Raw genomic sequence first — 23,345 nt, forward strand, 5'->3', positions numbered from 1 at the left:
GGTCATTCTACGCCTGCCCGCGCGCGCTTTCATTCCAGCAGGCGCGCCCAGCCCTGCATGCCGTCCAGCCGGGCCAGCACCAGCTTGATGCAGACCAGCAGCGGCACCGCCAGCAGCAGCCCGATCATGCCCCAGGCCCAGCCGAACACCATCAGTGCCAGGATCAGGACCAGCGGCGAGAGCTTCATGCGCCGGCCCAGCACGATCGGGGTCACCAGCTGGCCCTCCAGGGTATGCAGGCCCAGATACGCCGCGGCGGGCAGCAGTGCCTGCAGCGGGTCGCGGAATTCGACGAAGCCCATCAGCAGCATCAGCGCTACTCCGATCAACGGGCCCACATAGGGCGCGAAGTTCAGCAGTGCCGCAACCGTCCCCCACAGCAGCGCTTCCTGCAGGCCGATCCCCAGCAGCATCAGCACGCCCGCGAAAACCAGGCCGACCAGCGTGTTGATCACGCTGATGGTCAGCACATAGCGCGACACCTCGCGCTCGATCGAGCGCAGGATGTCGCTGGTGAAGCGCTGTTGCTGGCGGTTCGGGAACAATGCGATCGCCGCGCGCTGCAGGCTTTGCCCATAGATCATGAAGAACAGCGTCAGCAGGACCACGGCCAGTACCGAGGCGGCCAGCCGGGGTGCGCGGGTCAGCATGCGATAGGGATCGTCCAGCTGGGTGCGGATCACCTGCACCTTGCGATTGCTGTCGCCGCCGGCAACGCGGGCGAAATTCTCGGCCGCCAGATTGGCCTGCTGCACCGGCTTGGTCAGATCCTGTACCTGCCGGGCGACCTTGCGCAGCTGTTGTGGCGCTTCCTGCGCCCATTCCATCGCCGGGCCGATCAGCTGCACGGCCAGCGAGCTGGTCACGCCCAGGCCGGCACCGAGAACCAGCAGCGCTCCCAGCGCCCGCGGAATCCACAGCTTCTGCAGCAGGCGCAGGATCGGGTTGCCGACCAGCGCGAAGAACATCGCCAGCAGTACCGGCAGGATGATGTCCTGTGCGGCCCACAGCGTGTAGGCCACCGCCAGCGTTGCCAGCACCACCAGCGACATCGGCCCGCGCGGGCGGGTGGGCGGCGGAAGGGCGGCAGCAGACGGTGCGGGTTCGGCCGGTGACGGGGACAGGAGGGACTCGCTCATCGACGTACCGACCGGGAAGGGGAGCCTATTATCCGTCCGCCGCGGTCAACGCGGCGGATGCTGTTCGTCAACGTTCGGACAGTTCGGTGGCCGCTTCGGCAGGCCGCGGTTCGCGCGCCTCAGGCTCGGCAGGTGGCGCGGAAGCGGGTGCCGCGGCAGCGGGAGCGACCGGGTCGGCGGCGGCTTCGGCAGTGTCGGCCGCATCGTCTGCGGTGTCGGCGGCGTAGGCTGCCACGGCGGCAGCCAGTGCTGCCTGGCCGCTGGCCACCAGGCTGGAGACCGAGCCGATCATCTGCAGCCAGCGCGCACCGTTCACTTTGCCCGGCACTTCCAGCTTGCCGGCCACGAAGCCACCGGCCAAGCCGACCACCACGATGCGCAGTGGGGACCAGCCCCGGCGCCAGACCTCGCTGAGCACGGTCCAGTTGTCCTGGGTTTCACCCATGCGCACGGCCACCACCTGTTCGCAACGCTTCACCCGCCGCTGCAATGCGCCGAACTTCATGGCTTGCCCTCCGGAATCTGTACGCCGGCATCGGGATCGTCTTCGCTGGGCTCGTCGAACAGGCCAAGGCGCGACAGCTGGCGCCGGGTAGCGTGCATGCCGGTGTGGTGGAAGAAGTAGGACACCCGCCAGATCGCATAGCCGGTTACCGCGAGGCTGATCAGCGAGGTGATCAGAAGCGCCTGCAGCCAACTCAGGCCCCAGCTCTGCAGCAGGGCGATGAGCGTGGCGGCCATCAGCAGCCAGGCCGAGGCCCCGAACACGATCGCCACGCCCGCCCAGGCCAGGGCCCGGCCGAACGCACTGCGGGCGAGCGCGAAATCCGACGAGGCCAGGCGACGCAGCGAGCGCAGCGTGTGCTTGGCCGAATCGGCGGCGGCGCGACCGGCCGCGCCGACCTGGCGGATGCTCTCGTCCAGCGGCGGGGTGGCCGCCGGATCGGGGCGTTGCGTGTTGTCTTCGCTCACGCCGTGGACTTACTTGTCGCTGCTGCCGCGAGCCAGCTTGGCGATGATCCAGCCAGTGGCGAAGGCAACACCGAACGATGCCAAGGGACGTTCACGGATCAGTTCAGCGGCGCTGTCGATCAGATCCTTGCCCTTGTCCATCAGTGCATCGACCTGTTCCTTGGCGGCAGCGCCGCCGAATTCAGCCGCAGCCAGGCCGGACAGCGCCGTGTCGGACAGCTCGGCCTTGACGTTGGCCTTGCCGATGCGCAGTTCGTCGGTTGCAGCGCCGGTCGCGCCCTTGATCGCACCGCCGGCAGCACTGGCGGCTTGCTTGAGGTGGGAACCGGCTTCACCCAGGTGTTCCTTCAGGTTCTCGGTATTGGTGGGGCTCATCGAATCACTCCTGTTGCGATGGGGGAACGGACGATCGGCTTTAGCCGACAGGGACGTACAGCAATAGCACTGGCCGGGTATAGGGGGTGTTACGGCGGAGCGATCAGCGCATCACCAACTGGCCCTGCTGCTGGCCGTTGTTGCGCAGGATGCGCAGCACCAGGGTCGGTGGCCGCTGCTGGAAATTGGCGCGCCAGCTGGCCAGGTCGGCGAATTCACCCACCGTGGCATCGGTGATGATGTCGCCCTGCTGGAGCCCGTTGCTGGCTGCGCGGCTGCCGCGCTTGACCTCGCTGACCAGCACCCCGCGTACGCCGGACTGGCGCAGTGATTCGGGCAGGTCGACGAAGGTCGCGCCGCCCAGGCGCGGGTCCAGGCTGTCGCCGCTGGCGGCGCGCGCCTGCTCCTTCAGCGTCGCCCGGATCTGCAGCGGCTTGCCTTCGCGGCGCACGTCCAGCGCCAGTACGCTGCCTACCGCTGCCAGGCCCTCCACGTTGTGCAGGGCTTCGGCGCTGTCCACGCGCTGACCGTTGGCGGCAACCACGACGTCGCCCGGCTTCAGCCCGGCCGCCGCACCGGCCGAACCGGCCAGTACCCGGGTGATCAGCGCGCCGCGGGTTTCGCCCAGGCCCAGGCCCTGGGCGATCTGCGCGCTCAGGTTCTGGCTTTCCACGCCCAGGGTGCCGCGCACCACCACGCCATGCTTGACCAGCTGGTCGACCACGCTGCGCGCCAGGTTGGTGGGAATGGCCAGGCCCAGGCCGATGTTGCCGGCCATGCTGCCCTGCGGGTTGAAGCTGGCGGTGTTGATGCCGACCAGCTGGCCCTGCAGATCGACCAGCGCACCTCCGGAGTTGCCCGGGTTGATCGAGGCGTCGGTCTGGATGAAGTTCTGGTAGCCCAGCCCACGGATGCCACTGCGGCCGACCGCCGAGACGATGCCCGAGGTCACCGTCTGGCTGAAGCCGAACGGATTGCCGATCGCCACCACGAAGTCGCCGACCCGCAGCTGGTCGCTGTTGCCGAGCTTGATCTCGGTGAGGTTCTGCGCCGGGATGCGGATCAGGGCGATGTCGGTGTCGCGGTCCGAACCGAGGAATTCCGCCTTGACCGTGCGCCCGTCAGCGAGCGTCACCTGCACGTCATCGGCGTTCTCGATGACGTGGTGGTTGGTCAGCACCAGGCCTTCCTTCGCGTCGATGATGACGCCCGAACCCAGCGATTCGTTGATCCGTTCCTGCGGGATGTCCGGGAACAGGCGGCGGAAGAACGGGTCGTTGAAGAAGGGGTTGCGTACCCGTACCACCTGCTTGGTGTTGACGCTGACCACGGCGGGCATGGTCTTTTCCAGCATCGGTGCCAGCGAAGGCACCGGCTGGCCGGCGACCGAAGCCGGCAATGCGGCGGTGGCCGGAAGGGCAGCCGGCAAGGGCGCGGCGTCGGCGCGGTTGTCCAGGTGGGCGTTGATGCCGGTGGCGACGAATCCACCGAAGGCGGCGGCGATTGCGAGCGTGAGAAGGGTAGGTAGCGGTCGCATGGGAGTCGGTTCGCAGGCGTGGGATGGGGGCCGTTGGCCCATACGGTAAAACAAGCTGAATGAATCTGCCGCGGCGTGGATAAATGCGCGATGAAAGAGACCCTCGTCGATGCGGCGCCCGACGACGGCTGACCCGCCTGCGGTGCGGTCGGCCATCGGCGCTACACCGATAGGGTGTGTCCGCCGGCGTGGTCAGGACACCCTCTGATACTTGCGCAGTTCTGCCGATCCAAGGTGCGCGATGGCACGTCGCGCGTGCAGGTTCCGGCAAGGGGCGTGCAGGCAGCCCGTCGCCGCGACGTGCACCTCAATCCGATGGCGCAGCGCTGAAAAAAAGGGGTTTGCTGCGGATCGACGGTAGCAGCACCAGCCTCCCCCTACACTACTATCGTCGCAGCAGACGCGATTGCAGGCGTACCACCCGTTCCACGATCGTCATTGTCGGTATAGCATCGCCCCGTTTTGACAATCCACGCCCCCAGGAGGGCAACATGAGCAACGGTAATGGTGTGTCGGTCGTGACCGACGCCGTCGAGAACGCGAAAGAAACCGCCACCAACGTCGGCGAGACCATCGCCCACGCCGCTGAAGACGCAGTGAAGTCGGTCAAGAAGACCGTCAAGCGCGCCCGCAAGGCCGCCACCACCCGCGTCGCCAAGGCCAAGAAGGCCGTGGCCAAGGTCGAGAAGACCGTTGCCAAGAAGGCCGAGAAGGCCGCCAAGTCGGTCGGCAAGACGGTCGCCAAGGCCAAGCAGAAGCTGGAAGCCGCCAAGAAGAATGCCAAGGCCGAAGCCGCTGCCCTGAAGAAGGAAGTGGCCAAGAAGAAGGCCGCTGCCGGCAAGACTGTCGCCAAGAAGGCTGCTGCTGCCAAGAAGACCACGAAGGCCGCCACCAAAGTTGCCGGCAAGAAGGTCGCCACGGTGAAGAAGGCTGCGACCAAGAAGGCAGCCGCCACCAAGAAGACGGTTGCCAAGAAGGCCGCCGCCGCGAAGAAGGTTGTCGGCAAGAAGGTGGCCACCGCCAAGAAGGCCGTGGCCAAGAAGACGGTCGCCGCCAAGAAGGTGGCTGGCAAGAAGACCGTGGCCGCGAAGAAGGTCGTCGGCAAGAAGGTTGCCGCTACCCGCAAGGTCGCCACCAAGAAGACGGCTGCCGCCAAGAAGGTTGTCGGCAAGAAGGCCGCTGCCACCCGCAAGACGGTTGCCAAGAAGGCAGCGACCACCAAGAAGGCTGTCGCCCGCAAGGCTGCACCGCTGAAGAAGGCCGCTGCCAAGAAGGCCCCGGCGAAGAAGGCCGTGCGCAAGGCCGCCAAGCGCAAGTAATCGCGCGAGCGGCGAAGGCCCCTCCGCCCTGCCGGGTGGTGGGGCCTTCTGCGTTCATGGGGCGGTACAACGGCCCGGCATGAAGCCTGCGGGGTCGTCCTGGGGCAAGATGAAGTCCCTCCGCTGGAGTTCCCATCATGCGCGGCATCGATTTCAGTTCCTGGCAGGGTGTGCTTTCCACGTTGGCCGGCCTGGTGCTGATAACGCTGCTGGGCGTGGGTATCCGCCTGCTGGTGATGCAGACCCTGCAGCAGCGCCGCGAGCGCGAGAACCGGCAAATCAACGAACGGCTGCGCACGCTGATGGCCGCCTACAAGACCCTGGGCGGTTCGTTCACCGGTGAGCTGGGGGTCGACCCCAGCCATCTGCGCGACCTGCGCCAGCGCGCCCATGAGCAGGGCATCGTCGAACCCGGCTCGGATCGCGCGAGGCGCATCCGCGATGCCGTCGAAGCGGCCTTGTCGGACATCCTGCTGCTGGGTACCGATGAGCAGGTGCGGCTGGCCGCGCGCGCCGCCGATGAGCTGGCGCAGGGACGACCGGTGCACACGCATGAGCTGGTGGTGTCGCTGCGCGATTTTGTCCGCGAAGCCTTGGATCTGGCGCCGATCCCGGCCGATCTGCAGATTCCACGGCAGGGCCCGACCCGGCCCGCGGGCGGCAGCGGGGGCGGCAAAGGCCGCCCTGAAGGCGAAGGCAAGGGCGGCCGTGCGGGCGGCGGCGGAATGGGCATGGGCGCCGGCATGGGCGGGCTCGGCCTGGGGGCCGGCGCCGCGCTGGGCGCCGGCACTGCCGGAGAAGACGACGCAGGTACGCGCTGAGCGCCGCGAAGGCGTCAGCGGGTCAGTTCGTAGATGGGTGTGAAACCGCCATAGATCATCCGCGCACCGTCGAACGGCATCGGGTTCTTCGCGGGGTCCAGGCGCGGGTCTTCCATCATCTTCTGCATGCCCGCATCACGGGTGGCCTTGTCAGGCCACTCGATCCAGGAAAACACCACCGTCTCTTCCGGTGTCGCTTTCACTGCGCCGAAGAAGTCCGTCGTCTTGCCATGCGGCACGTCATCGCCCCAGCACTCGACCACGCGCAGCGCCCCGTACTCGATGAAGACCACGTCGCCGCTTCGCGCATGGGCGAGGAACTTTTCCTTGTTGGCGGTGGGAACCGCCAGAACGAAACCATCGATGTAACTCATTGCCTGCCTCCGTGATGGACCGCACTGCATGTGCGGCCTTCTTCTGTTCGACGAACCAGGGCGCCGCAGATCGACACGGCCGCGATCGAAGCATTCAGGACGTACCCGCGCGCCGCGCGTATGCCAGAGACCGCCTGAATCAAGCCAGAAAATTCAGCAATGCGAAGGTTGCTGTTTTCAGGGTGCGTTGTGGCGAATAACGGAGAATTTACATTCCCGATGCGACGGCGCTTCCGCGCTGCTGCTCACCATAAGAAAGTAAAGGTGTACCCCCATGAAGAATTCGCTGATTGCCCTGGCGCTGGCTGCTGCCCTGCCGTTCTCCGCCTCGGCTGCCGAGAACCTGTCCTACAACTATGCTGAAGCCAACTACGCCAAGACCGACATCGACGCGTTCAAGGCCGACGGCTGGGGCGTGAAGGGTTCCTACGGCTTCCTGCCGAACTTCCACGCCTTCGGTGACTACAGCCGCCAGGAAATCGACCACACCAATCTCAAGCTGGACCAGTGGAAGGTCGGCGTCGGCTACAACCAGGAAATCGCACCGTCGACCGACTTCGTGGCCCGCGTGGCGTACCAGAAGCGTGACCTGGAGCATGGCCTGGATTTCAACGGCTACAGCGCTGAAGCCGGCATCCGCACCGCGTTCGGTGCCCACGCCGAAGTCTACGGCATGGTTGGTTACGAAGACTTCTCGAAGAAGCGCGGCATCAATCCGGAAGGCGAGTGGTACGGCCGCCTGGGTGGTCAGGTGAAGCTGAACCAGAACTGGGGCCTGAACGGCGAGCTCAAGATGAACCGCGACGGTGACAAGGAATACACCGTCGGCCCGCGCTTCAGCTGGTAATCGCTGCAGGCGCTCTGCGCCCTGCGTGCATCGACAGGCCCGGCATCTGCCGGGCCTGTTGCGTTCCACCCAACCGAAATGAAATCTGACTGCGGCTGCGCAGTCGATGCTGCATTGCAACGAATTGGATTCCGCCGTTGCAGGGCGCGACCTACGGTGGGCATCCACTTCCGCCGGATCCGACTGATGCCGCCCGCCCCCGCCACCCCGCATACCGGGAAGCTGCGCCGCCTGGCGCTGCTGGATCCGCATCCGGTGCTGCGGCTGGGCCTGGAAGTGTTGTTATGTGAGCACAGCGGTCTGCAGGTCCGTGGCAGCTTCGCCAATGAAGCCGACCTGCTGTCGCTGCTGCATCAGCAGCCCGGTTGTGTCGATCTGCTGGTGATCGATGCCCTTCCGCTGGGTGACCAGGGGGTTGGCCTGCAACTGCTGCGCACGCTGTCGCAGCAGTGGCCGTCGTTGCCGGTGCTGGTGCTTTCAGCCCATTGCAACGCCAGCACGGTGGTGACGGCCATGCAGGCCGGCGCGCGCGGCTTCCTGTCCAAGGCGACCGCACCGCGCGTGCTGCTGCGGGCTGTGGAGGTGGTGGCCCGGGGTGGGCGGTTCGTGCCGCCGGAACTGCGCCCGCAGTTGAGCCGCTCGCGGGCGCGCCGCATGCCCTCATTGATGCCGCTCAGCCGCCGCGAGCGCGAGGTGCTGCGCCTGGTGCTGGAAGGCTGCAGCACCGGCGAAGTCGCGCAGCGCTTCGGCCGTTCCGCAAGCACGGTCAGCTCGCAGAAAAAAGCGGCCTACCAGAAGCTCGGCATCCGCAGCGACGGCGAGCTGTTCCGCATCCGCCACCTGCTCGAATGCGGCTGAAACCCGGGCTTATTCCCCCTGGTACTGCTTCTCTTCGACCAGTGCCGACCCCGCAACGCGGTTGATCTCGTTCTTGACCTGCACGCGCTCGCCATTGGTACCGTACACGCCGCGCGCCAGCTGGACGAAGGCATCATCGAACACCTGTGCCGCTTCCTTGTCGCGCAGCTGGTCCTGGATGTCCCACATGCGCTCGTTGATGGCCTTCAGCTGCTGCTTCAGCGCGGCAAGTGCCGGCTGTGCCTGCAGCTGCTGCTGCTGCAACGGCAGCAGGCCGTCCAGCTCGGTGCGCACATTGGCCAGCTTGGTGGCATCGCCGATGCGTTCGGCCTTGATCTCGAGAATGGTGATCTTGTCGATCAGCTCGCCGATCGATACCGGCGTCAGGATGGCGTCCATGGGTGGTTTCCTGGAAACAGGCGGCCATCATACCGCGCCACTGCCAAGTGGTTTTACGCTGATTTTGCGCCCCCGCCACGGTAGCGCCATCGAACCGTTACGGCCCTGCCATCGACACTGCCGTCCCGGCGGTTGAGCCGCCATTGGATGAGGAATGATGTGCAGTGAACAGCAAGGGGATGATCGCGGCGGTGGCCGCGGCGTTGGCGGGGCTGCTGGGCGTCGGCACCGCACAGGCACAGGTGAGCGGCAACGCCACGTTGACCAGTGACTACGTCTGGCGCGGCAGTTCGCAGAGTGACGGCGACCCGGCGGTGCAGGCCGGAGCGAAGTTCGCGCTCGCGTCCGGGTGGTATGCCAGCGCGTGGGGCTCGAACGTATCGTTCAAGCCGGACAACGGCGCACGCAGCGAGTTCGATCTGGTAGCGGGCTGGTCCGGCACACCGGCCGCGGACTGGACGCTGGACGCCAACCTGACCCGCTACGTGTATCCGGGGACAGCCCGCGCGCTGGACTGGACAGAGTTCGCTGCCACGGTGGGCTGGAAGCAGCGGACCTGGCTGCAGGTCGCGCATTCCAGCGATGCCCTGGCCGGTGGCCATCGAGGTACCTACGCACAGTTGGGCGTGCGCCTGCCGCTGCACGAGCGCTTCCGGCTTGAAGCGGCCGTGGGCCACTACTGGCTGGCGGCCGCGCAGGGGCCGGATTACCTGCACGGGCAGCTCAGCGCCATCGCCACGTTGGCTCCGGCGTGGGAAGTGCGGGCCACCGTGCATGACACCGATACCGCGGCCAGACGGCTGTTCCCGGGCAACGCGGGCGGGCGCTGGGAACTGGCGCTGCAGGGCAGCTTCTAGCGGGCCGGCGCCGCTACGACGGTATCGGCCCCATGGGCCGGTACCGCGCGGCTCAACCGCGCAGGCGCTGGCTCAGGCCCTTGAGGAAGTTGCGCAGCATCTGATCCAGGCAACGTCGGTAGTTGGCATGCCCGGGTTGGCGGAACAGCGCCCCGATCTCGGACTTGGATACCTTGAAGCCGGCGCTGGCGAAGATGTCCATCAGATCGACGTCGCGCAGCTGGAACGCCACGCGCAGCTTCTTCAGCACCAGGTTGTTGTCGACGCGGGTTTCCACGGCGCGCTGCGGCTGGCTCTCGTCGCGGCCGCGCAGGTGCACGATCAGGCCATCCAGGAAGTGCGCCAGCGCACTGTCGTCCATCGGCACGAAGCCGGCTTCATCCTCGCGCCGCAGCCACGCCCTGGCCTGCTCCAGATCCACCGCGAAGGTCCGGTCGGCCAGCTGGCACAGGGCCACCACGTGATGGTCGCCCAGGTCCAGGGAGTAGCGCACGCTGCGCAGTACATCATTGTTGATCATGGCCCATTGTAGCGGTCCGGCCGTTGTCACCGGATTGTCACCGGATTGAAGCATCGTGAGCGCTGTTCCATAGAGACCTCCTCCGATGCGCCGGTACCTCGTTCTCCTCCTGCTGGCGGCCAGCAGTGTTGCCGCCCATGCCCAGGACCGCTTTGTTCCGGTCGAACAGCGGCTCACTGCGGCCCAGCTGGCCGAAGTGGGGCTGAGCCCGGCCCAACTGCAGGCGTTGAACCGCGTGCTGCGCCAGGCAGAGGCCGCGTCGCCTGCCATTTCCGCGGTCACGGCCGCCCCCGCCGGCGCGCCGCTGCCTGCGAATGTTCCGGCGCCGGCAGCCATGCACCTGGGGCTGGAAGAAGGCCCGGTCAGCGCACGCGTGGTGGGGGAGGTGGCCGGTTGGGCCCCCGGCACGGTGTTCACCCTCGACAACGGACAGCAATGGCAGGTGATGAAGGGACAGATGAAGCTGCGCAGGGCCCTCCAGGCGCCGCAGATCGAAGTGATCCCGGGCATCGCCGGCCGCTGGTTCCTGCAGGTCGACGAGGATCTGCCGAAGGCCCGCGTGTTCCGCCTGCGCTGAGTGTGCCCGGCGCGAAGACCGATCAGGCAAGGCAGGGTCCGGCCGACGGTGCCAGAATGGGGGTCTCGTTCCTCCACGGAGTTGCCTGATGTCCCGCACCGTCCTGATTACCGGCGCCACGTCCGGATTTGGCGCCGCCGCCGTCCATCGCTTCGCCCAGGCAGGCTGGAAGGTGATCGCCACCGGCCGTCGCAGCGATCGCCTGCAACCGCTGGTCGAGCGCTATGGCAAGGACGTGGTGCACGCAGCGGCGTTTGATGTCCGCGATCCGATCGCAATGGAAGCGGCGCTGCTGGCGCTGCCCCCCGCATTCGGTGAGATCGACCTGCTGGTCAACAACGCCGGTCTCGCGCAGGGCACCGCTCCGGCGCAGAGCGCCAGCCTGCAGGACTGGACGACGATGATCGATACCAACATCACCGCCCTGGTGACGTTGACCCACCGCCTGCTGCCGCAGCTGGTCGAACGCAGGGGTGCGATCATCAACATCTCGTCGGTTGCCGGTGTCTACCCGTACCCGGGCGGCAACGCGTATGGCGGTACCAAGGCGTTCGTCAGCCAGTTCTCGCTGGGCCTGCGTTCGGACCTGCACGGTACGGGCGTGCGTGTGACCACCATCGAGCCGGGCATGGCCGAAACCGAGTTCACGGTGGTGCGTACCCACGGTGACCAGGCCGCGTCGGACAAGCTGTATTCCGGCGCCAACCCGATGACCGCCGAGGACATCGCCGAGCAGATCTTCTGGGTTGCCAGCCTGCCGCCGCATCTGAACATCAACCGCCTGGAACTGATGCCGGTCAGCCAGTCGTTCGCCGGCTTCCAGGTCGCGCGCGAGGACTGACCTGCGTGCCTTCAGGGCCGCCCGGTGTGGGTCGGCCCTGCGGGGCCCAAAAAAAGAAAGCCGGGCAATGCCCGGCTTCTTCCGTTCAGACCCGAACGATCACTGTGCCTTGATCGCCATCGCCTGCAGGCCGGTGCCATCCAGCTTCTGCTTGGCTTCGGACAGCTCACCGGCGCTGCCGTAGGGCCCCATGCGCACGCGGTACACGGTCTTGCCATTGATCTGCGCCGACTCCACCCGTGCCGCCAGGCCCATCATCGCCAGCTTGGCCTTGGTGGCCTCGGCGTCGCCGGAGGCGCCGAACGCACCTGCCTGCAGGATGTAGCGCGCGTTGTCGCCGGCCACGGCCGGTGCCGCAGCGGCGGTCGGCGCCGCGTCCACGCGAGCGGCCTGCGCGGTCGATGCCGTGTTGGTCGCCGCCGGGCTGGTCGTGGCCGGTGCAGCCGTTGCCGGGCGTTCGCTCAGCGGGGCAGGCAGCGGACGGCTGGTCGCGGTCACCGGTGCCGTGCTGGCGACACTGGCCGTTGCGGTCGGTGCCGGCGTTGCGGGGACCGGTTTGCCTTCCAGCGCCGCCTGCGCGCGCTGCGCTTCGGCCTTGGCCCGGCGCTGTTCCTCGGCGCGGGTGCTGGCGGCCAGTTCGGCATCGGACATCTCCACTTCCTTGCCGGGCAGCAGGGTGTAGAAATCGTACTGGGTCGCCGCCGGCTTCTCGGCTTCGGCAGGTTTCGGCGTGGCCGGTTGTGCGGCTGGCTGCGTGCCGACATCGCCGTCGGCATCAGCGACCGGCGCCGGCTGCGCGTTCGGGTTCGGCTGCGGACCGGCGCGCAGGAAGCCATCGCCCTCGCCCTTGAACAGATTCGGCGCCGCCAGGAACACCACGGCGGCGATGGCCACACCGGCGACCAGCCACACCCATCCCGGGGTGCCCTGGCTGCTGCTGTTGCGTCGTGCCTGGTTTTTGCCGCGTCGTGCTGCCATGTGTACTGCGTCTCCTGATGCTTACATTTTTTCCGGGGCGCTCACGCCCAGGAGGTCGAGGCCATTGGCCAGCACCTGACGCGCCGCGCAGGCCAGCGTCAGCTTGGCGTTGCGATCGTCGGCGTCGTCCACCAGCACCGGTGTCCCGTGATACCACGTGTGGAAGGCATGCGCCAATTCACGCAGGTACTGCGCCACCAGATGCGGCTCCAGCGCCACGCCGGCGGCTTCGACCACTTCCGGATAGCGCGAGATCTCGTTCATCAGCAGCAGCGAGGCGTCATCGGCCAGGCGCACGAGCTGACCCAGGCCACTGCCCTGGTCATAGGCCAGGCCCTTCTCCTGCGCCTGGCGGAGCAGGCTGCACACGCGGGCATGCGCGTACTGCACGTAGAACACCGGGTTGTCGTTGCTCTGCTGGCGGGCCAGATCGATGTCGAAGGTCAGCTGCGAATCGGGCTTGCGCGCGATCAGGAACCAGCGGGTCGCATCGCGTCCAGCTTCTTCGATCAGGTCGCGCAGGGTGAAGTAGCTGCCGGCACGCTTGGACAGCTTCACTTCCTCGCCGCCGCGCATGACGGTGACCATCTGATGCAGCACATACTCGGGCCAGCCCTGCGGGATGCCCACTTCCAGCGCCTGCAGGCCTGCACGCACGCGCGCCAGCGACCCGTGGTGGTCGGCGCCCAGCTCGGTGATCGCGCGCTCGTAGCCGCGCTGCCATTTGGACAGGTGGTAGGCCACGTCCGGCACGAAGTAGGTGAAGGTGCCGTCGGACTTGCGCATCACGCGGTCCTTGTCGTCACCGAAGTCCGTGCTGCGCAGCCACAGTGCGCCGCCTTCCTCGTAGGTGTGGCCGGACGCCTGCAGCTTGGCCACGGTTTCCGCGACCTTGCCATCGGCGTACAGCGAGCTTTCCAGGAAGTAGATGTCGAAATCGACGCCGAACGCGGCCAGGTCCAGGTTCTGCTCATTGCGCAGGTAGGCCACCGCGAAGCGGCGGATCGCTTGCATGTCGTGCGGATCCTTGGCGCCGACCACGAGGGTGCCTTCCAGGTCGACGCTGGCGCCGGCCATGTAGGCTCGCGCGACATCGGCGATGTACTCGCCGCGGTAGCCGCCTTCCGGCCAGCCCTCCTGGTCGGGGGCGATGCCCTGGACGCGGGCCTGCACCGACAGCGCCAGGTTCTCGATCTGCACGCCGGCGTCGTTGTAATAGAACTCACGCTTGGCGTTCCAGCCGTTGGCGTCGAGCACGCGGGCCACGCAGTCGCCGATCGCCGCAGCGCGGCCATGGCCGACGTGCAGCGGACCGGTCGGGTTGGCCGACACATACTCCACGCCCACCGTGCGGCCGTTGCCGGACAGGTTGCGCCCGTAGTCGTGGCCTTCCTTGATGACCGAGGCGGCTTCGCGCTGGTACGCGGCCGGAGCCAGGTGGAAGTTGATGAAGCCGGGTCCGGCGATCTCGACCTTGCTGACGTCCTCGCTGCGCGGCAGCGCCTCGACCAGTGCCTGCGCCAGTGCGCGCGGGTTGCTGCGCGCGGCCTTGGCCAGCAGCATCGCGGCGTTGGTGGCGAAGTCGCCATGGTCACGGGTCTTCGGGCGCTCGACCACGAAGTCCGGCGGCAGGGAGTCGGCGGGCAGGGTGCCATTGGCGCGCAAGGCTTCGATGCCTTGGCTGATCAGGGCGCGGAGGAGATTTTTCACGAGGCCTGCTGTGAGAATGAGCGGCGGAATCGCCCATTTTAGCGCAGATGCCGGCGGCCACGCTGACCGTTGCCTGCCTGTGCGGTCCCCCGGGGTCGGCCGGGGGGCCGGGGCTCAGCCGAACAGGCGGGCCTGGCGCTGGCCCAGCAGGCCACGTTCAGCAAACGAAACAGGGCGGCCTTCGCCCACTACGAAATGGTCGAGCAGGCGGATGTCGACCAGGGCCAGGGCCTGCTGCAGCTCCTCGGTGATGCGCGCGTCGGCCGGCGATGGCTCCGGGTCGCCGGACGGGTGGTTGTGGCTGATGATCACGGCGGCGGCATTGAGCTGCAGGGCGCGCCGCACGACCTCCCGTGGATAGACCGCCGCTGCGGTGAGGGTTCCGGCAAACAGTTGCTCGCACGCGATCAGCCGGTGGCGGTTGTCCAGGAACAGCACCAGGAACAGTTCGCGGGCCTGCCCGCGCAGACGGTGCTGCAGGTAGCGCCCCACCGCCCCGGGATTGTCGCCAACTGCTTCGCCGTGCTGCAGTTCGGCGGCCAGGTACCGGTGGGCCAGTTCCAGGCCGGCGGCAAGGGTGCAGCTGCGGGCCGGCCCCAGCCCGGGCAGTCGTGCCAGCTCGCCGGCAGGCCGGTCCAGCAGCACCCGTAGCGGACCGTGCGCGTGCAGCAGGTCGCGTGCGGTCTGCACGGCATCGCGGCCGCCGACCCCGGAGCCGAGGAACAGCGCCAGCAACTCCGCGTCGGACAGCATGGTGGGACCCCGCGCCAGCAGCTTCTCGCGGGGACGTTCCTGTTCAGGCCAGTCATGGATGGGCATGCCTGCATCATCGCCAGCGGCGCCCGGCGCTCCCATCGGCGCTTGCCGCCGATGACCGTCAGCCGATGCCTCAATCGCGCACGGTCTTCAGGTAGTCGAACAGTTCCTGGTTGCTCTGCAGTCCCAGCTTGCGCTTGGCCTCGGCCTTCTGCCGGCTGATCGTCTTCGGGCTGCGGCCGCAGCGGGCCGCGATGGCGTTGATGTTCAGGCCCTCGGCGAGCAGCTGCAGGACTTCCTGCTCGCGCGCGGAGAGCGAGACCGGTGTGCGCTGGAACAGCAGGTCGCGCGACTGCAGGTGATGACGCAGCTGCTGTGAGACGAAGACCTGGCCGGACATGGCTGCCGCGAGCGCCATCGGCAGCTCGGCGAAGCCGGCGCATTTGTCGACCAGGCCATCGATGCCTTCGCGCAGCAGCCTGTCCAGCAGTCCCGGGTGGCGGGCACCGGTCAGCACCACCACCGGCAGGCCCGGATGACGCTCGCGCAGTGCGCCCAGCAGCGCAGGGCCGTCGGGGCCGACGCCGGGCATGGACAGGTCGGTGAGGATGGCATGGCAGGTTTCACGCTGCAGCAGGTCGAGCAGCTGGGCACCGTCGGCCGCGCTGCCGGCCACCTGCATCTGGTGAGCCTCCAGCACGATACGGATGCCATGCAGTACAACCGGATGGTCGTCGGCGATGATGATGCGCGGTTGCACGCGGGATCCTCGGGGAAGCGGAGCGGCGCACCGGAGGTGGCCAGTACCGATTCTGCAAAGCCGACCCGGGCACGGGTATAGGAAAGTTCCGAATCATCGGCGGGTGAACCCGGGAACTGCGGTAGTGGAAGTTCCATCTGCTGATAGCTGCCAGCTATGTGCGCTGTGCATCGGGACATTACCGACCATCGGGTAAGCTAGCGCCCTCGTTTGCACAGGAATTCCAGGTGGCTGACTCCCCCAACGCATCCCCCGCGCCGGCCGGCGCGCTGGAAGGCCAGAAACTGCTGTTGTGTGTCGGCGGCGGGATTGCGGCTTACAAGGCCCTGGAACTGGTGCGGCGGCTGCGCGATGCCGGGGCGCTGGTGCAGGTGGCGATGACTGCCGGCGCCCAGCAGTTCGTGACCCCGCTCAGTTTCCAGGCCCTGTCCGGGCAGCCGACCCGCACTACGTTGTGGGACAGCGCCGCCGAACAGGCCATGGGCCACATCGAGCTGGCGCGCTGGGCCGACCGCATCGTGATCGCACCGGGCACCGCCGACCTGCTGGCGCGCCTGGCCCATGGTCACGCCGACGACCTGGTCAGCACGTTGTGCCTGGCCAGTACCGCGCCGCTGACCGTGTGTCCGGCGATGAACCATCGCATGTGGCTGCATCCGGCCACGCAGGCCAACATCGCACTGCTGCGCCAGCGGGGCGCGCAGGTGATCGGACCGGTCGACGGGCCGTTGGCCGAGGGTGAGTCCGGCCCGGGGCGGCTGGCCGAGCCGGGTGACATCGTTGCCGCGCTGGCGGCCAACGGCAATGCCGTGGCGCCTGCCGCGCCCGCGGCAACCCGCGCGCTGCAGGGACTGCGTGTGCTGATCAGCGCCGGACCCACCTACGAGGACATCGACCCGGTGCGCTACGTCGGCAACCGCAGCAGCGGCAAGATGGGCTTCGCACTGGCCGCGGCCGCGGCGACGATGGGGGCGCAGGTGGTGCTGGTCAGTGGTCCCGTGCAGCTGCCGACGCCGGTCGGCGTGCAGCGCGTCGATGTGCGCTCGGCCGCACAGATGCGCGACGCCGTGCTCTCATCGCTGCCGGCCGACATCTATATCGGTGCCGCCGCCGTGTCCGACTACACCCCGCGGCAGGTGGCGCCGCAGAAGCTGAAGAAGACCGCCGACAGCCAGTCACTGGTGATCGAACTGGTGCGTACCCCGGACATCCTGGCCGAGGTGGCCGCGCAGACGCAGTCGCTGAAGCTGGTGGTCGGTTTCGCCGCCGAAACCCACGACGTGGAGAAGTACGCGCGTGGCAAGCTGGTCGACAAACGCCTGGATCTGGTGATCGCCAACCAGGTCGGCATCAGTGGCGGTGGCTTCGAAAGTGACAACAACGCCGCCACGGCCTTCTGGCAGGACGGCGAACAGGTATTCCCGGCGACCTCCAAGCGCGAGCTGGCCGAACAACTGCTGGCGCTGATCGCGCGGAGGCTTCAGGCATGACCCAGGTGATTTCATCGCAACCGTTGCAGGTCAAACTGCTCGATCCGCGCTTCGGCGACAGCTGGCCGCTGCCGGCGTATGCCACCGAGGCCAGTGCCGGCATGGACCTGCGCGCAGCGCTGGACACCGCGCTGACTTTGCAGCCGGGCGATACCGCGCTGGTTCCCAGTGGCCTGGCCATCCACATTGCCGATCCGCACCTGTGCGCGGTCATCCTGCCGCGTTCGGGACTGGGCCATCGCCACGGCATCGTCCTCGGCAACGGCACCGGCCTCATCGACGCCGACTACCAGGGTCCGCTGCTGATCAGCGTCTGGAACCGGGGCCGCGAGGCCTTCACGATCGAGCCGGGTGACCGCATCGCGCAGCTGGTGGTGGTTCCGATTGCCCGCGTCAGCCTGCAGGTGGTGGATACTTTCACCGACAGCGTGCGGGGAACGGGTGGATTCGGCCATACCGGGGTGCGTTGACGGGGGACATCGATGAGCGGCATCGGGGAAAGGCAGCAGGGACGGTCGTTGGGGCGCAGCGCACCGCTGCTGGCAGTGCTGCTCGTGTTGCTGGCCGGCTGGTTCGGCTGGAGCGCCGTGCAGCAGTGGCGCCAGGAGGCAGGTGGCAAGGCGCTGGAAGAGGCGCGTGACCAGGCCGTGCAGGGCCTGCAACAGGCCGCCAGTGGCCAGTTGCAGCAGCTGCAGCAGCAGTTGAAGAACGAGCGCCTGCAGCAGGCGCTGCAGGCCGGCGATGCGTCCGCCGCTGCGCTGGCCCTGCGCGAGAGCTGGTCCGGCGTGGAGCGGGTGGAGGTGCTGGGCGCCGACCTGGCCGCTGCCTACGCCGATCCGGCCACCTTTGGCTATGCGCGCCTGGCCCTGCTGGAGCAGGCATTGGGCGAGGACCGGCCGAGCCTGCGGGTGGTCCGCGATGGGGGAGGCAACCGCCTCGGCCTGGCTGCGCCGGTGCAACTGGGCAGTCTGGGGCCGGCGGTGGTCTACGTCCGTCAGCCGCTGCTGCGCCTGACCGCGCCGCTGGATCAGATCCGCGCACCTGCCAGTGGTTTCCTCGGCCTGCGCCAGGGCACGCACGATCTGGTCACCCAGGGCGATTCCGGCCTGGCGCAGATCGCCGAGGCGCAGGCCAGGCCGATTGCCGGCACCCCGCTGCGGCTGGCAGCGGCCGTGCCCAACGTCGAACCCGGCCCGCTCGGTCTGGGCGCGCTGGCCAGCGGCATCGTCGCGCTGCTGCTGGCCTTCATCGCCGTGCTGCTGCTGGTCGGTCGCGACCGCCTGCCGAAGCGCCTGCCGCTGCCGCGGCGCACGTCCGCCGTCGAGGTGGATGAGGGCCCGACGCTGCGCGAGAGCCTGCAGATGGCGCCGCCACAGGCCGCCGAAGCTGCCGCCGACGCCACAGTGGCCCCTCCGCCGCCGGTCCCGGCGGAAGCGCTGGCAGCGGGCATCTTCCGGGCCTACGACATCCGCGGTGTGGTGGGCAGCGAACTGACGGCAAAGACCGCCGCGCTGATCGGCCAGGCCATCGGTACCGCTGCGCTGGAACAGGGCCTGCGCGAGGTGGTGATCGGCCGTGACGGGCGCCTGTCCGGCCCCGAGCTGGCAGCCGGCCTGGCCGAAGGCCTGCGCCGTGCCGGCTGCGCGGTCATCGACATCGGCCTGGCGCCCACGCCGGTCGTCTATTACGCCGCATTCCACCTGCGTACCGGCACCTGCGTGGCGGTGACCGGCAGCCACAATCCTCCCGAGTACAACGGCTTCAAGGTCGTCATCGGCGGCGAAACGCTGTCCGGCGATGCCATCACCGGCCTGTACCAGCGCATCGTCGAGGGCCGCCTGGTGCAGGCGGCCGAACCGGGTGACTACCAGCAGCGCGATGTCGGCGCCGATTACATCCAGCGGATCGCCGACGATGTGCAGCTCGACCGCCCGCTGAAGGTGGTGGCCGACGCCGGCAACGGGGTTGCCGGTGCGCTGGCCCCGCAGCTGCTGGAAGCGATCGGTGCCGAGGTGATTCCGCTTTACTGCGATGTTGATGGCACCTTCCCCAATCATCATCCCGACCCCAGCGAGCCGGACAACCTGCAGGACCTCGTACAGACGGTCAAACGCTTTGGCGCTGATCTCGGCGTGGCCTTCGACGGTGATGGCGACCGCCTGGGCGTGGTCACCGGCGAGGGCAGGATCATCTACGCCGACCGCCTGCTGATGCTCTTCGCCGCCGATGTGCTGATGCGCAATCCCGGGGCGATGGTGATCTACGACGTGAAGTGCACGGGCAAGCTGTCCGACCACGTGCTGCGCAACGGCGGCAGCCCGCTGATGTGGAAGACCGGGCACTCGCTGATGAAGGCGAAGATGCGCGAGACCGACGCCGAGCTGGCGGGCGAGATGAGCGGCCACTTCTTCTTCAAGGAACGCTGGTTCGGCTTCGATGACGGGCTGTACGCCGCCGCGCGCCTGCTGGAGATCCTGGCCCAGCGCGAGGAAACCCCGGATGAGGTGCTGTCCGGACTGCCGGAGATGGTGGCCACACCGGAGCTGAAGGTGCCGGTGTCCGAGGGTACGCCGCACGCCCTGGTGGCGATGCTGGTGGCGGCAGCGCAGTCGCCGGACAACCCGTATGTGGGTGGCCGCCTGTCGACCATCGACGGCCTGCGTGTGGATTTCCCCGACGGCTGGGGACTGGTGCGCGCCTCCAACACCACTCCGGTACTGGTGCTGCGCTTCGAGGGCGACGACGAGGCGGCGCTGGAGCGCATCCAGGCACTGTTCCGCAGCCAGCTGCAGCCGATCGTTGGCGACACCCCGCTGGGGTTCTGATCGATCCGGGTGGGTGCCGACCGTTGGTCGGCACACCCTCACCCCTTGAACCGCAATCCGACGCCAGGTTCGGTGAACAGGTAGCGTGAATCCAGCGCCGAATCGCCCAGCTTGTGCCGCAGCTTGCCCACCAGGATGCGCAGGTAGTGCGTGTCGTGCTGGTGGGTGGGTCCCCAGATCTCCTGCAGGATCTGCGGCTGGGTGACCACCCGGCCGGCATTGCGCAGCAGCAGCGACAGCAGCGCGTACTCCTTGCGGGTCAGCGCCACCGGTTCGCCCGCGATCGCCACCTCCCGGCGCACCAGGTCCACATGCAGATGGCCGTCGTCGAATACCGGAGGCGTGCCATCGGTCGGCACGCTGCGTGTCCGCAACAGCGCGCGCACCCGCGCCATCAGTTCCTGCGTGCCGAAGGGCTTGGTCACATAGTCGTTGGCACCGTTGTCCAGCGCCCGCACCTTTTCCGCTTCTCCGGCACGTACGGTCAGCATGATGACCGGGACCTGGCTCCATTGCCGCAGTTGCTCCAGCACCTGGTGGCCCTCCATGTCCGGCAGGCCGATATCCAGGATCACCAGGTCCATATCCTCGCTGGCAGCCAGCTGCAGGCCTTCCTGGCCGGTCGCGGCCTGCCTGACCTGATAGCCCTGCGCCCGCAGGCTGATATCCAGGAAACGGCGGATCTGGGTCTCGTCATCGATCACCAGCACGCGCGGGGCCGGTACGCTCGCATCAATCGGGGTCGGGCTCATCGTGGGAGGCTGGCTTGAGCAGGGGCAGGGTGATGCGGATCAGGGTACCGCGACCGTCACGTCCCGGCAGCGCCTGCACGCTGCCGCCATGCGCGCCGATCATTCCCTGGCAGATGGTCAGGCCCAGACCGGTACCATGGCGGCCACGGTCGCCACGCTCGACGCTGTAGAACATGTCGAAGATGCGTGCCCGCTCTTCGTCGGGGATGCCGGGACCGGCATCGATCACGTCGATGCGCAGTTGGCCGTCCAGTTCGCGCGCCTGCACCTGTACCGCGGCATCGGCGGGGGAGAACTTGGCCGCATTCTCCATGACATTGAATACCGCCTGCTCGACCAGCGCCGGATGCACCCAGATCGGCGCCAGGGTCGGCGGGATATCCAGTTCCAGCCTCACGTTGGGCTGGTAGCGCTGCAGCCGTCGCGCGGCCGACCCGATCAACTCGTCCACCCCGATCCAGTCGCGGTTGATCTTCAGGCCTTCGTGGCCCAGCCGGGTCATGTCCAGCAGGTTCTGGATGTAGCGGTCCAGCCGTTCGCCTTCGACCAGGATGGTGTCCAGCAGCGCGCGGCGGTCAGCCACGTCCATCGCCGTGCCATAGCTGGCCAGGCTGTCGGCCGATCCGATCATCGCCGCCAGCGGCGAGCGCAGATCGTGCGATACCGAAGACAACAGAGCAGAGCGCAGGCGCTCGGTCTCGTTGCTGACGTGCGCCCGCTCCAGCTCGGCCACCAGCCGCGTGCGCAATGCCGCCTGGGCAATGTCGTCCACCATCGCTTCGGCCAGCTGGCGCTGCTCGGGCAGCAGGCGTGCACCTGGCAGATACAGGCCGGCCACGCCGATTGCACGGTCCTCGCCATCAAGCAGGGGCAGGAACCACCATTGCGCGCCGGCCAGCGTATCGGTGAAACGCCCGCTGGGCTGGCCGTGGCGCAGCGCCCAGTCGGCGGCAGCCAGGTCGGTGTCGCCGGGCAGGGTGCGGCCGCCGGCGGTGGTGTCCACGCCGATCCGCAGCCATGCCGGCACGTCCATCGCCTGCTCCAGCGCATGGCGGCCGGCCAGTGCCACCTCGCCATCGCCGGCAGCGCTGGCCAGCTGTCGCCCCAGCTGCTGCCGCGCGCGCGCATGCCGGTTGGCGGCCCGCAGGGCGATCACCTGCATGCGCAGCCGTGATGCCAGGCGCCCGGCCACCAGTGCCGCTGCCAGGAACAGGAACACGGTGATCACGCCTTGGCGTGCGCCGATGGCGAAGGTGAAGCGTGGTGCGATGAACAGGAAGTTGTAGGCGAGGAAGCACAGGATCGCGGCCATGACCGCCACGCTGGCGCGGGTGCGGGCTGCGACCAGCACGACCGCCACGATGAACACCATCGACAGGTCGGCCATGCCCACCCAGCGTTCAACCAGCCACGCGACCAGGCAGGCCAGCGCGGTGGCGAGCAGGGCCTGCAGTGGTTCGTGGTTGATGCCGCGCGCCGGCGGCAACAGGCCTTCGCGGCGTGAACGCGCACGTGCCTGCGGCGTGCTGATGATGGTGATCTCGTAGTGCGCACCGCGCTGGATCAGCTGCTGGGTCAGGGTGCGGTTGAACATCCGTGCCAGCGGCCGCTCGCGGGTGCGGCCCAGCACCAGGGTCGAGACACCGTTGTGCGCGGCGTGGTCGAGCAGGGCATCGGCGATGCTGGAGCCATGCAGCAGTTCGGCATCGCCGCCCAGGCGACGTGCCAGCGCGAACGCCGCGTCGATCTCGCGTCGGGTCGCTTCGTCCTGGCGTCGTCCCTGCACCGTCACCACCGTCCACGGCGCATCGCGCCGTTCGGCAATGCGGCGCGCGACCCGCACCAGATACTCGCTCTGCCCGCCACCATCGATCGCCACCAGTACGCCGCGGCGCAGCGGCAGGTTGCCCTCGCCGCGTGCGGCACGGGTCTCGCGCAGGCTGCTGTCGACACGATCAGCGGCTTCCTGCATGGCCAGCTCGCGCAGTGCGGTCAGGTTGGCCGGCGAGAAGAACGCCTGCAGTGCCTGTGCCGCCTGCTCCGGCACGTACACCTTGCCCTGCTGCAGGCGGGCGATCAGTTCGCGTGGCGGCAGGTCCACCAGCACGATGTCGTGCAGGCGGTCGAGCACACCGTCCGGCACGGTTTCGCTGACGCGCACCCCGGTGATGCGCATCACTACGTCGTTGAGGCTTTCCAGGTGCTGGATGTTGACCGTGGTCCAGACATCGATGCCCGCATCCAGCAGCTCCATGACATCCTGCCAGCGTCGCTCGTGGCGGCTGCCCGGTGCATTGCGATGTGCCAGTTCGTCGACCAGCACCAGCGCCGGGCGCCGCGCCAGCACGGCATCCAGGTCCATTTCCTGCAGGGCGTGGCCGTGGTAGGCCACGTCCTTCAGCGGCAGCCGTGGCAGTCCTTCCAGCAACGCCTGGGTATCGGCACGGCCATGCGTCTCCACCAGCCCCACCACCAGGTCGACCCCGCGGCGCAGCTGTTCCTGCGCGCGGTTGAGCATCGTGTAGGTCTTGCCCACGCCCGGCGCCGCGCCGAGGAATACCGTCAGCTTGCCACCGGCTTCGCGTTGCAGGCCTTCCACCAGGGCGTCGGCCTGGCGGGTTCGCAGGTCAGTCATGGC

The 23,345-nt window shown here is 68.0% G+C and carries 24 protein-coding genes; 10 read left to right on the plus strand and 14 right to left on the minus strand.

What is annotated here, in order from left to right:
- Positions 1 to 29: 29 nt before the first annotated feature.
- The 5 genes from ABE543_RS10630 to ABE543_RS10650 form a co-directional block, all read right to left on the minus strand.
- The gene (locus ABE543_RS10630; RefSeq protein WP_053516537.1) at positions 30 to 1,139 is read right to left on the minus strand and encodes an AI-2E family transporter; all 1,110 of its coding nucleotides are present in this window, start codon (positions 1,137 to 1,139) and stop codon (positions 30 to 32) included.
- Positions 1,140 to 1,206: 67 nt separating this feature from the next.
- On the minus strand, positions 1,207 to 1,644 hold the full coding sequence (locus ABE543_RS10635) for a hypothetical protein (RefSeq protein WP_053516536.1): 438 nt from the start codon (positions 1,642 to 1,644) through the stop codon (positions 1,207 to 1,209).
- Positions 1,641 to 2,111 (minus strand): phage holin family protein, encoded by a 471-nt coding sequence (locus ABE543_RS10640; RefSeq protein WP_053516534.1) that lies wholly within the window; start codon positions 2,109 to 2,111, stop codon positions 1,641 to 1,643. Before ABE543_RS10640 ends, ABE543_RS10635 begins: the two co-directional genes overlap by 4 nt.
- Before the next feature lie 9 nt (positions 2,112 to 2,120).
- Complete coding sequence (locus ABE543_RS10645) at positions 2,121 to 2,486, minus strand: hypothetical protein (protein WP_053516533.1); 366 nt, start codon at positions 2,484 to 2,486, stop codon at positions 2,121 to 2,123.
- Positions 2,487 to 2,589: 103 nt separating this feature from the next.
- On the minus strand, positions 2,590 to 4,023 hold the full coding sequence (locus tag ABE543_RS10650; protein WP_053516532.1) for a Do family serine endopeptidase: 1,434 nt from the start codon (positions 4,021 to 4,023) through the stop codon (positions 2,590 to 2,592).
- Between the two features lie 491 nt (positions 4,024 to 4,514).
- Here ABE543_RS10650 and ABE543_RS10655 point away from each other — a divergent pair, with 491 nt between their 5' ends.
- Both ABE543_RS10655 and ABE543_RS10660 read left to right on the plus strand, forming a co-directional pair.
- Entirely contained in the window at positions 4,515 to 5,342 is an 828-nt protein-coding gene (locus ABE543_RS10655) for a histone (protein ID WP_180876926.1), read from the plus strand.
- A 137-nt stretch (positions 5,343 to 5,479) separates the two neighbouring features.
- A complete protein-coding gene (locus tag ABE543_RS10660) occupies positions 5,480 to 6,163 on the plus strand; it encodes a hypothetical protein (protein ID WP_111186481.1) in 684 nt (227 codons plus the stop codon).
- A 14-nt stretch (positions 6,164 to 6,177) separates the two neighbouring features.
- Here ABE543_RS10660 and ABE543_RS10665 read toward each other — a convergent pair whose 3' ends face one another.
- Positions 6,178 to 6,537 (minus strand): DUF1428 domain-containing protein, encoded by a 360-nt coding sequence (locus tag ABE543_RS10665; protein WP_053516528.1) that lies wholly within the window; start codon positions 6,535 to 6,537, stop codon positions 6,178 to 6,180.
- A gap of 274 nt (positions 6,538 to 6,811) precedes the next feature.
- Between ABE543_RS10665 and ABE543_RS10670 the strand changes: the two genes are divergently transcribed.
- Together ABE543_RS10670 and ABE543_RS10675 are read left to right on the plus strand one after the other, a co-directional pair.
- Positions 6,812 to 7,384 (plus strand): Ax21 family protein, encoded by a 573-nt coding sequence (locus tag ABE543_RS10670; RefSeq protein WP_053516527.1) that lies wholly within the window; start codon positions 6,812 to 6,814, stop codon positions 7,382 to 7,384.
- Positions 7,385 to 7,570: 186 nt separating this feature from the next.
- Positions 7,571 to 8,242, plus strand: a complete 672-nt coding sequence (locus ABE543_RS10675; RefSeq protein ID WP_053516559.1) for a response regulator transcription factor — start codon at positions 7,571 to 7,573, stop codon at positions 8,240 to 8,242.
- Between the two features lie 9 nt (positions 8,243 to 8,251).
- On the opposite strand, the gene ABE543_RS10680 is transcribed toward ABE543_RS10675, so the two are convergent.
- Entirely contained in the window at positions 8,252 to 8,641 is a 390-nt protein-coding gene (locus ABE543_RS10680; protein ID WP_065182008.1) for a DUF6165 family protein, read from the minus strand.
- 164 nt (positions 8,642 to 8,805) lie between these two features.
- Here ABE543_RS10680 and ABE543_RS10685 point away from each other — a divergent pair, with 164 nt between their 5' ends.
- The gene (locus ABE543_RS10685) at positions 8,806 to 9,498 is read left to right on the plus strand and encodes a TorF family putative porin (protein WP_111186480.1); all 693 of its coding nucleotides are present in this window, start codon (positions 8,806 to 8,808) and stop codon (positions 9,496 to 9,498) included.
- 52 nt (positions 9,499 to 9,550) lie between these two features.
- On the opposite strand, the gene ABE543_RS10690 is transcribed toward ABE543_RS10685, so the two are convergent.
- Positions 9,551 to 10,018: a DUF1456 family protein gene (locus tag ABE543_RS10690; protein ID WP_197571924.1), complete on the minus strand. Its 468-nt coding sequence runs from the start codon at positions 10,016 to 10,018 to the stop codon at positions 9,551 to 9,553.
- A gap of 85 nt (positions 10,019 to 10,103) precedes the next feature.
- Between ABE543_RS10690 and ABE543_RS10695 the strand changes: the two genes are divergently transcribed.
- Positions 10,104 to 10,595, plus strand: a complete 492-nt coding sequence (locus ABE543_RS10695) for a hypothetical protein (RefSeq protein ID WP_053516522.1) — start codon at positions 10,104 to 10,106, stop codon at positions 10,593 to 10,595.
- Between the two features lie 88 nt (positions 10,596 to 10,683).
- The gene (locus ABE543_RS10700; protein ID WP_053516521.1) at positions 10,684 to 11,436 is read left to right on the plus strand and encodes an SDR family NAD(P)-dependent oxidoreductase; all 753 of its coding nucleotides are present in this window, start codon (positions 10,684 to 10,686) and stop codon (positions 11,434 to 11,436) included.
- 99 nt (positions 11,437 to 11,535) lie between these two features.
- Here ABE543_RS10700 and ABE543_RS10705 read toward each other — a convergent pair whose 3' ends face one another.
- The 4 genes from ABE543_RS10705 to ABE543_RS10720 form a co-directional block, all read right to left on the minus strand.
- A complete protein-coding gene (locus ABE543_RS10705) occupies positions 11,536 to 12,414 on the minus strand; it encodes an SPOR domain-containing protein (RefSeq protein ID WP_053516520.1) in 879 nt (292 codons plus the stop codon).
- A gap of 21 nt (positions 12,415 to 12,435) precedes the next feature.
- Positions 12,436 to 14,124 (minus strand): arginine--tRNA ligase, encoded by a 1,689-nt coding sequence (gene argS, locus ABE543_RS10710; RefSeq protein WP_053516518.1) that lies wholly within the window; start codon positions 14,122 to 14,124, stop codon positions 12,436 to 12,438.
- 114 nt (positions 14,125 to 14,238) lie between these two features.
- Positions 14,239 to 14,943 carry a DNA repair protein RadC gene (gene radC, locus ABE543_RS10715; protein WP_346475669.1) on the minus strand — a complete coding sequence of 235 codons (705 nt, stop codon included), beginning with the start codon at positions 14,941 to 14,943 and terminating at the stop codon, positions 14,239 to 14,241.
- Between the two features lie 70 nt (positions 14,944 to 15,013).
- The gene (locus tag ABE543_RS10720; protein ID WP_346475670.1) at positions 15,014 to 15,640 is read right to left on the minus strand and encodes a response regulator transcription factor; all 627 of its coding nucleotides are present in this window, start codon (positions 15,638 to 15,640) and stop codon (positions 15,014 to 15,016) included.
- A gap of 227 nt (positions 15,641 to 15,867) precedes the next feature.
- Between ABE543_RS10720 and coaBC the strand changes: the two genes are divergently transcribed.
- Genes coaBC through ABE543_RS10735 form a run of 3 tightly spaced genes read left to right on the plus strand, consistent with a single transcriptional unit; the run spans position 15,868 to position 19,955 of the window.
- Positions 15,868 to 17,130: a bifunctional phosphopantothenoylcysteine decarboxylase/phosphopantothenate--cysteine ligase CoaBC gene (gene coaBC / locus ABE543_RS10725; RefSeq protein WP_065174227.1), complete on the plus strand. Its 1,263-nt coding sequence runs from the start codon at positions 15,868 to 15,870 to the stop codon at positions 17,128 to 17,130.
- Positions 17,127 to 17,600 (plus strand): dUTP diphosphatase, encoded by a 474-nt coding sequence (gene dut, locus ABE543_RS10730; protein WP_053516506.1) that lies wholly within the window; start codon positions 17,127 to 17,129, stop codon positions 17,598 to 17,600. Before coaBC ends, dut begins: the two co-directional genes overlap by 4 nt.
- A gap of 12 nt (positions 17,601 to 17,612) precedes the next feature.
- Positions 17,613 to 19,955 (plus strand): phosphomannomutase/phosphoglucomutase, encoded by a 2,343-nt coding sequence (locus tag ABE543_RS10735; protein WP_346475671.1) that lies wholly within the window; start codon positions 17,613 to 17,615, stop codon positions 19,953 to 19,955.
- 38 nt (positions 19,956 to 19,993) lie between these two features.
- Here the strand turns inward: ABE543_RS10735 and ABE543_RS10740 are convergent, their stop codons facing one another.
- On the minus strand, positions 19,994 to 20,707 hold the full coding sequence (locus ABE543_RS10740; protein ID WP_053516504.1) for a response regulator transcription factor: 714 nt from the start codon (positions 20,705 to 20,707) through the stop codon (positions 19,994 to 19,996).
- Positions 20,688 to 23,342 carry a sensor histidine kinase KdpD gene (locus ABE543_RS10745; RefSeq protein WP_065182159.1) on the minus strand — a complete coding sequence of 885 codons (2,655 nt, stop codon included), beginning with the start codon at positions 23,340 to 23,342 and terminating at the stop codon, positions 20,688 to 20,690. Before ABE543_RS10745 ends, ABE543_RS10740 begins: the two co-directional genes overlap by 20 nt.
- Positions 23,343 to 23,345 lie beyond the last annotated feature (3 nt).

Source organism: Stenotrophomonas sp. TWI169, from assembly GCF_039674705.1.
Taxonomy (GTDB): domain Bacteria; phylum Pseudomonadota; class Gammaproteobacteria; order Xanthomonadales; family Xanthomonadaceae; genus Stenotrophomonas; species Stenotrophomonas maltophilia_P.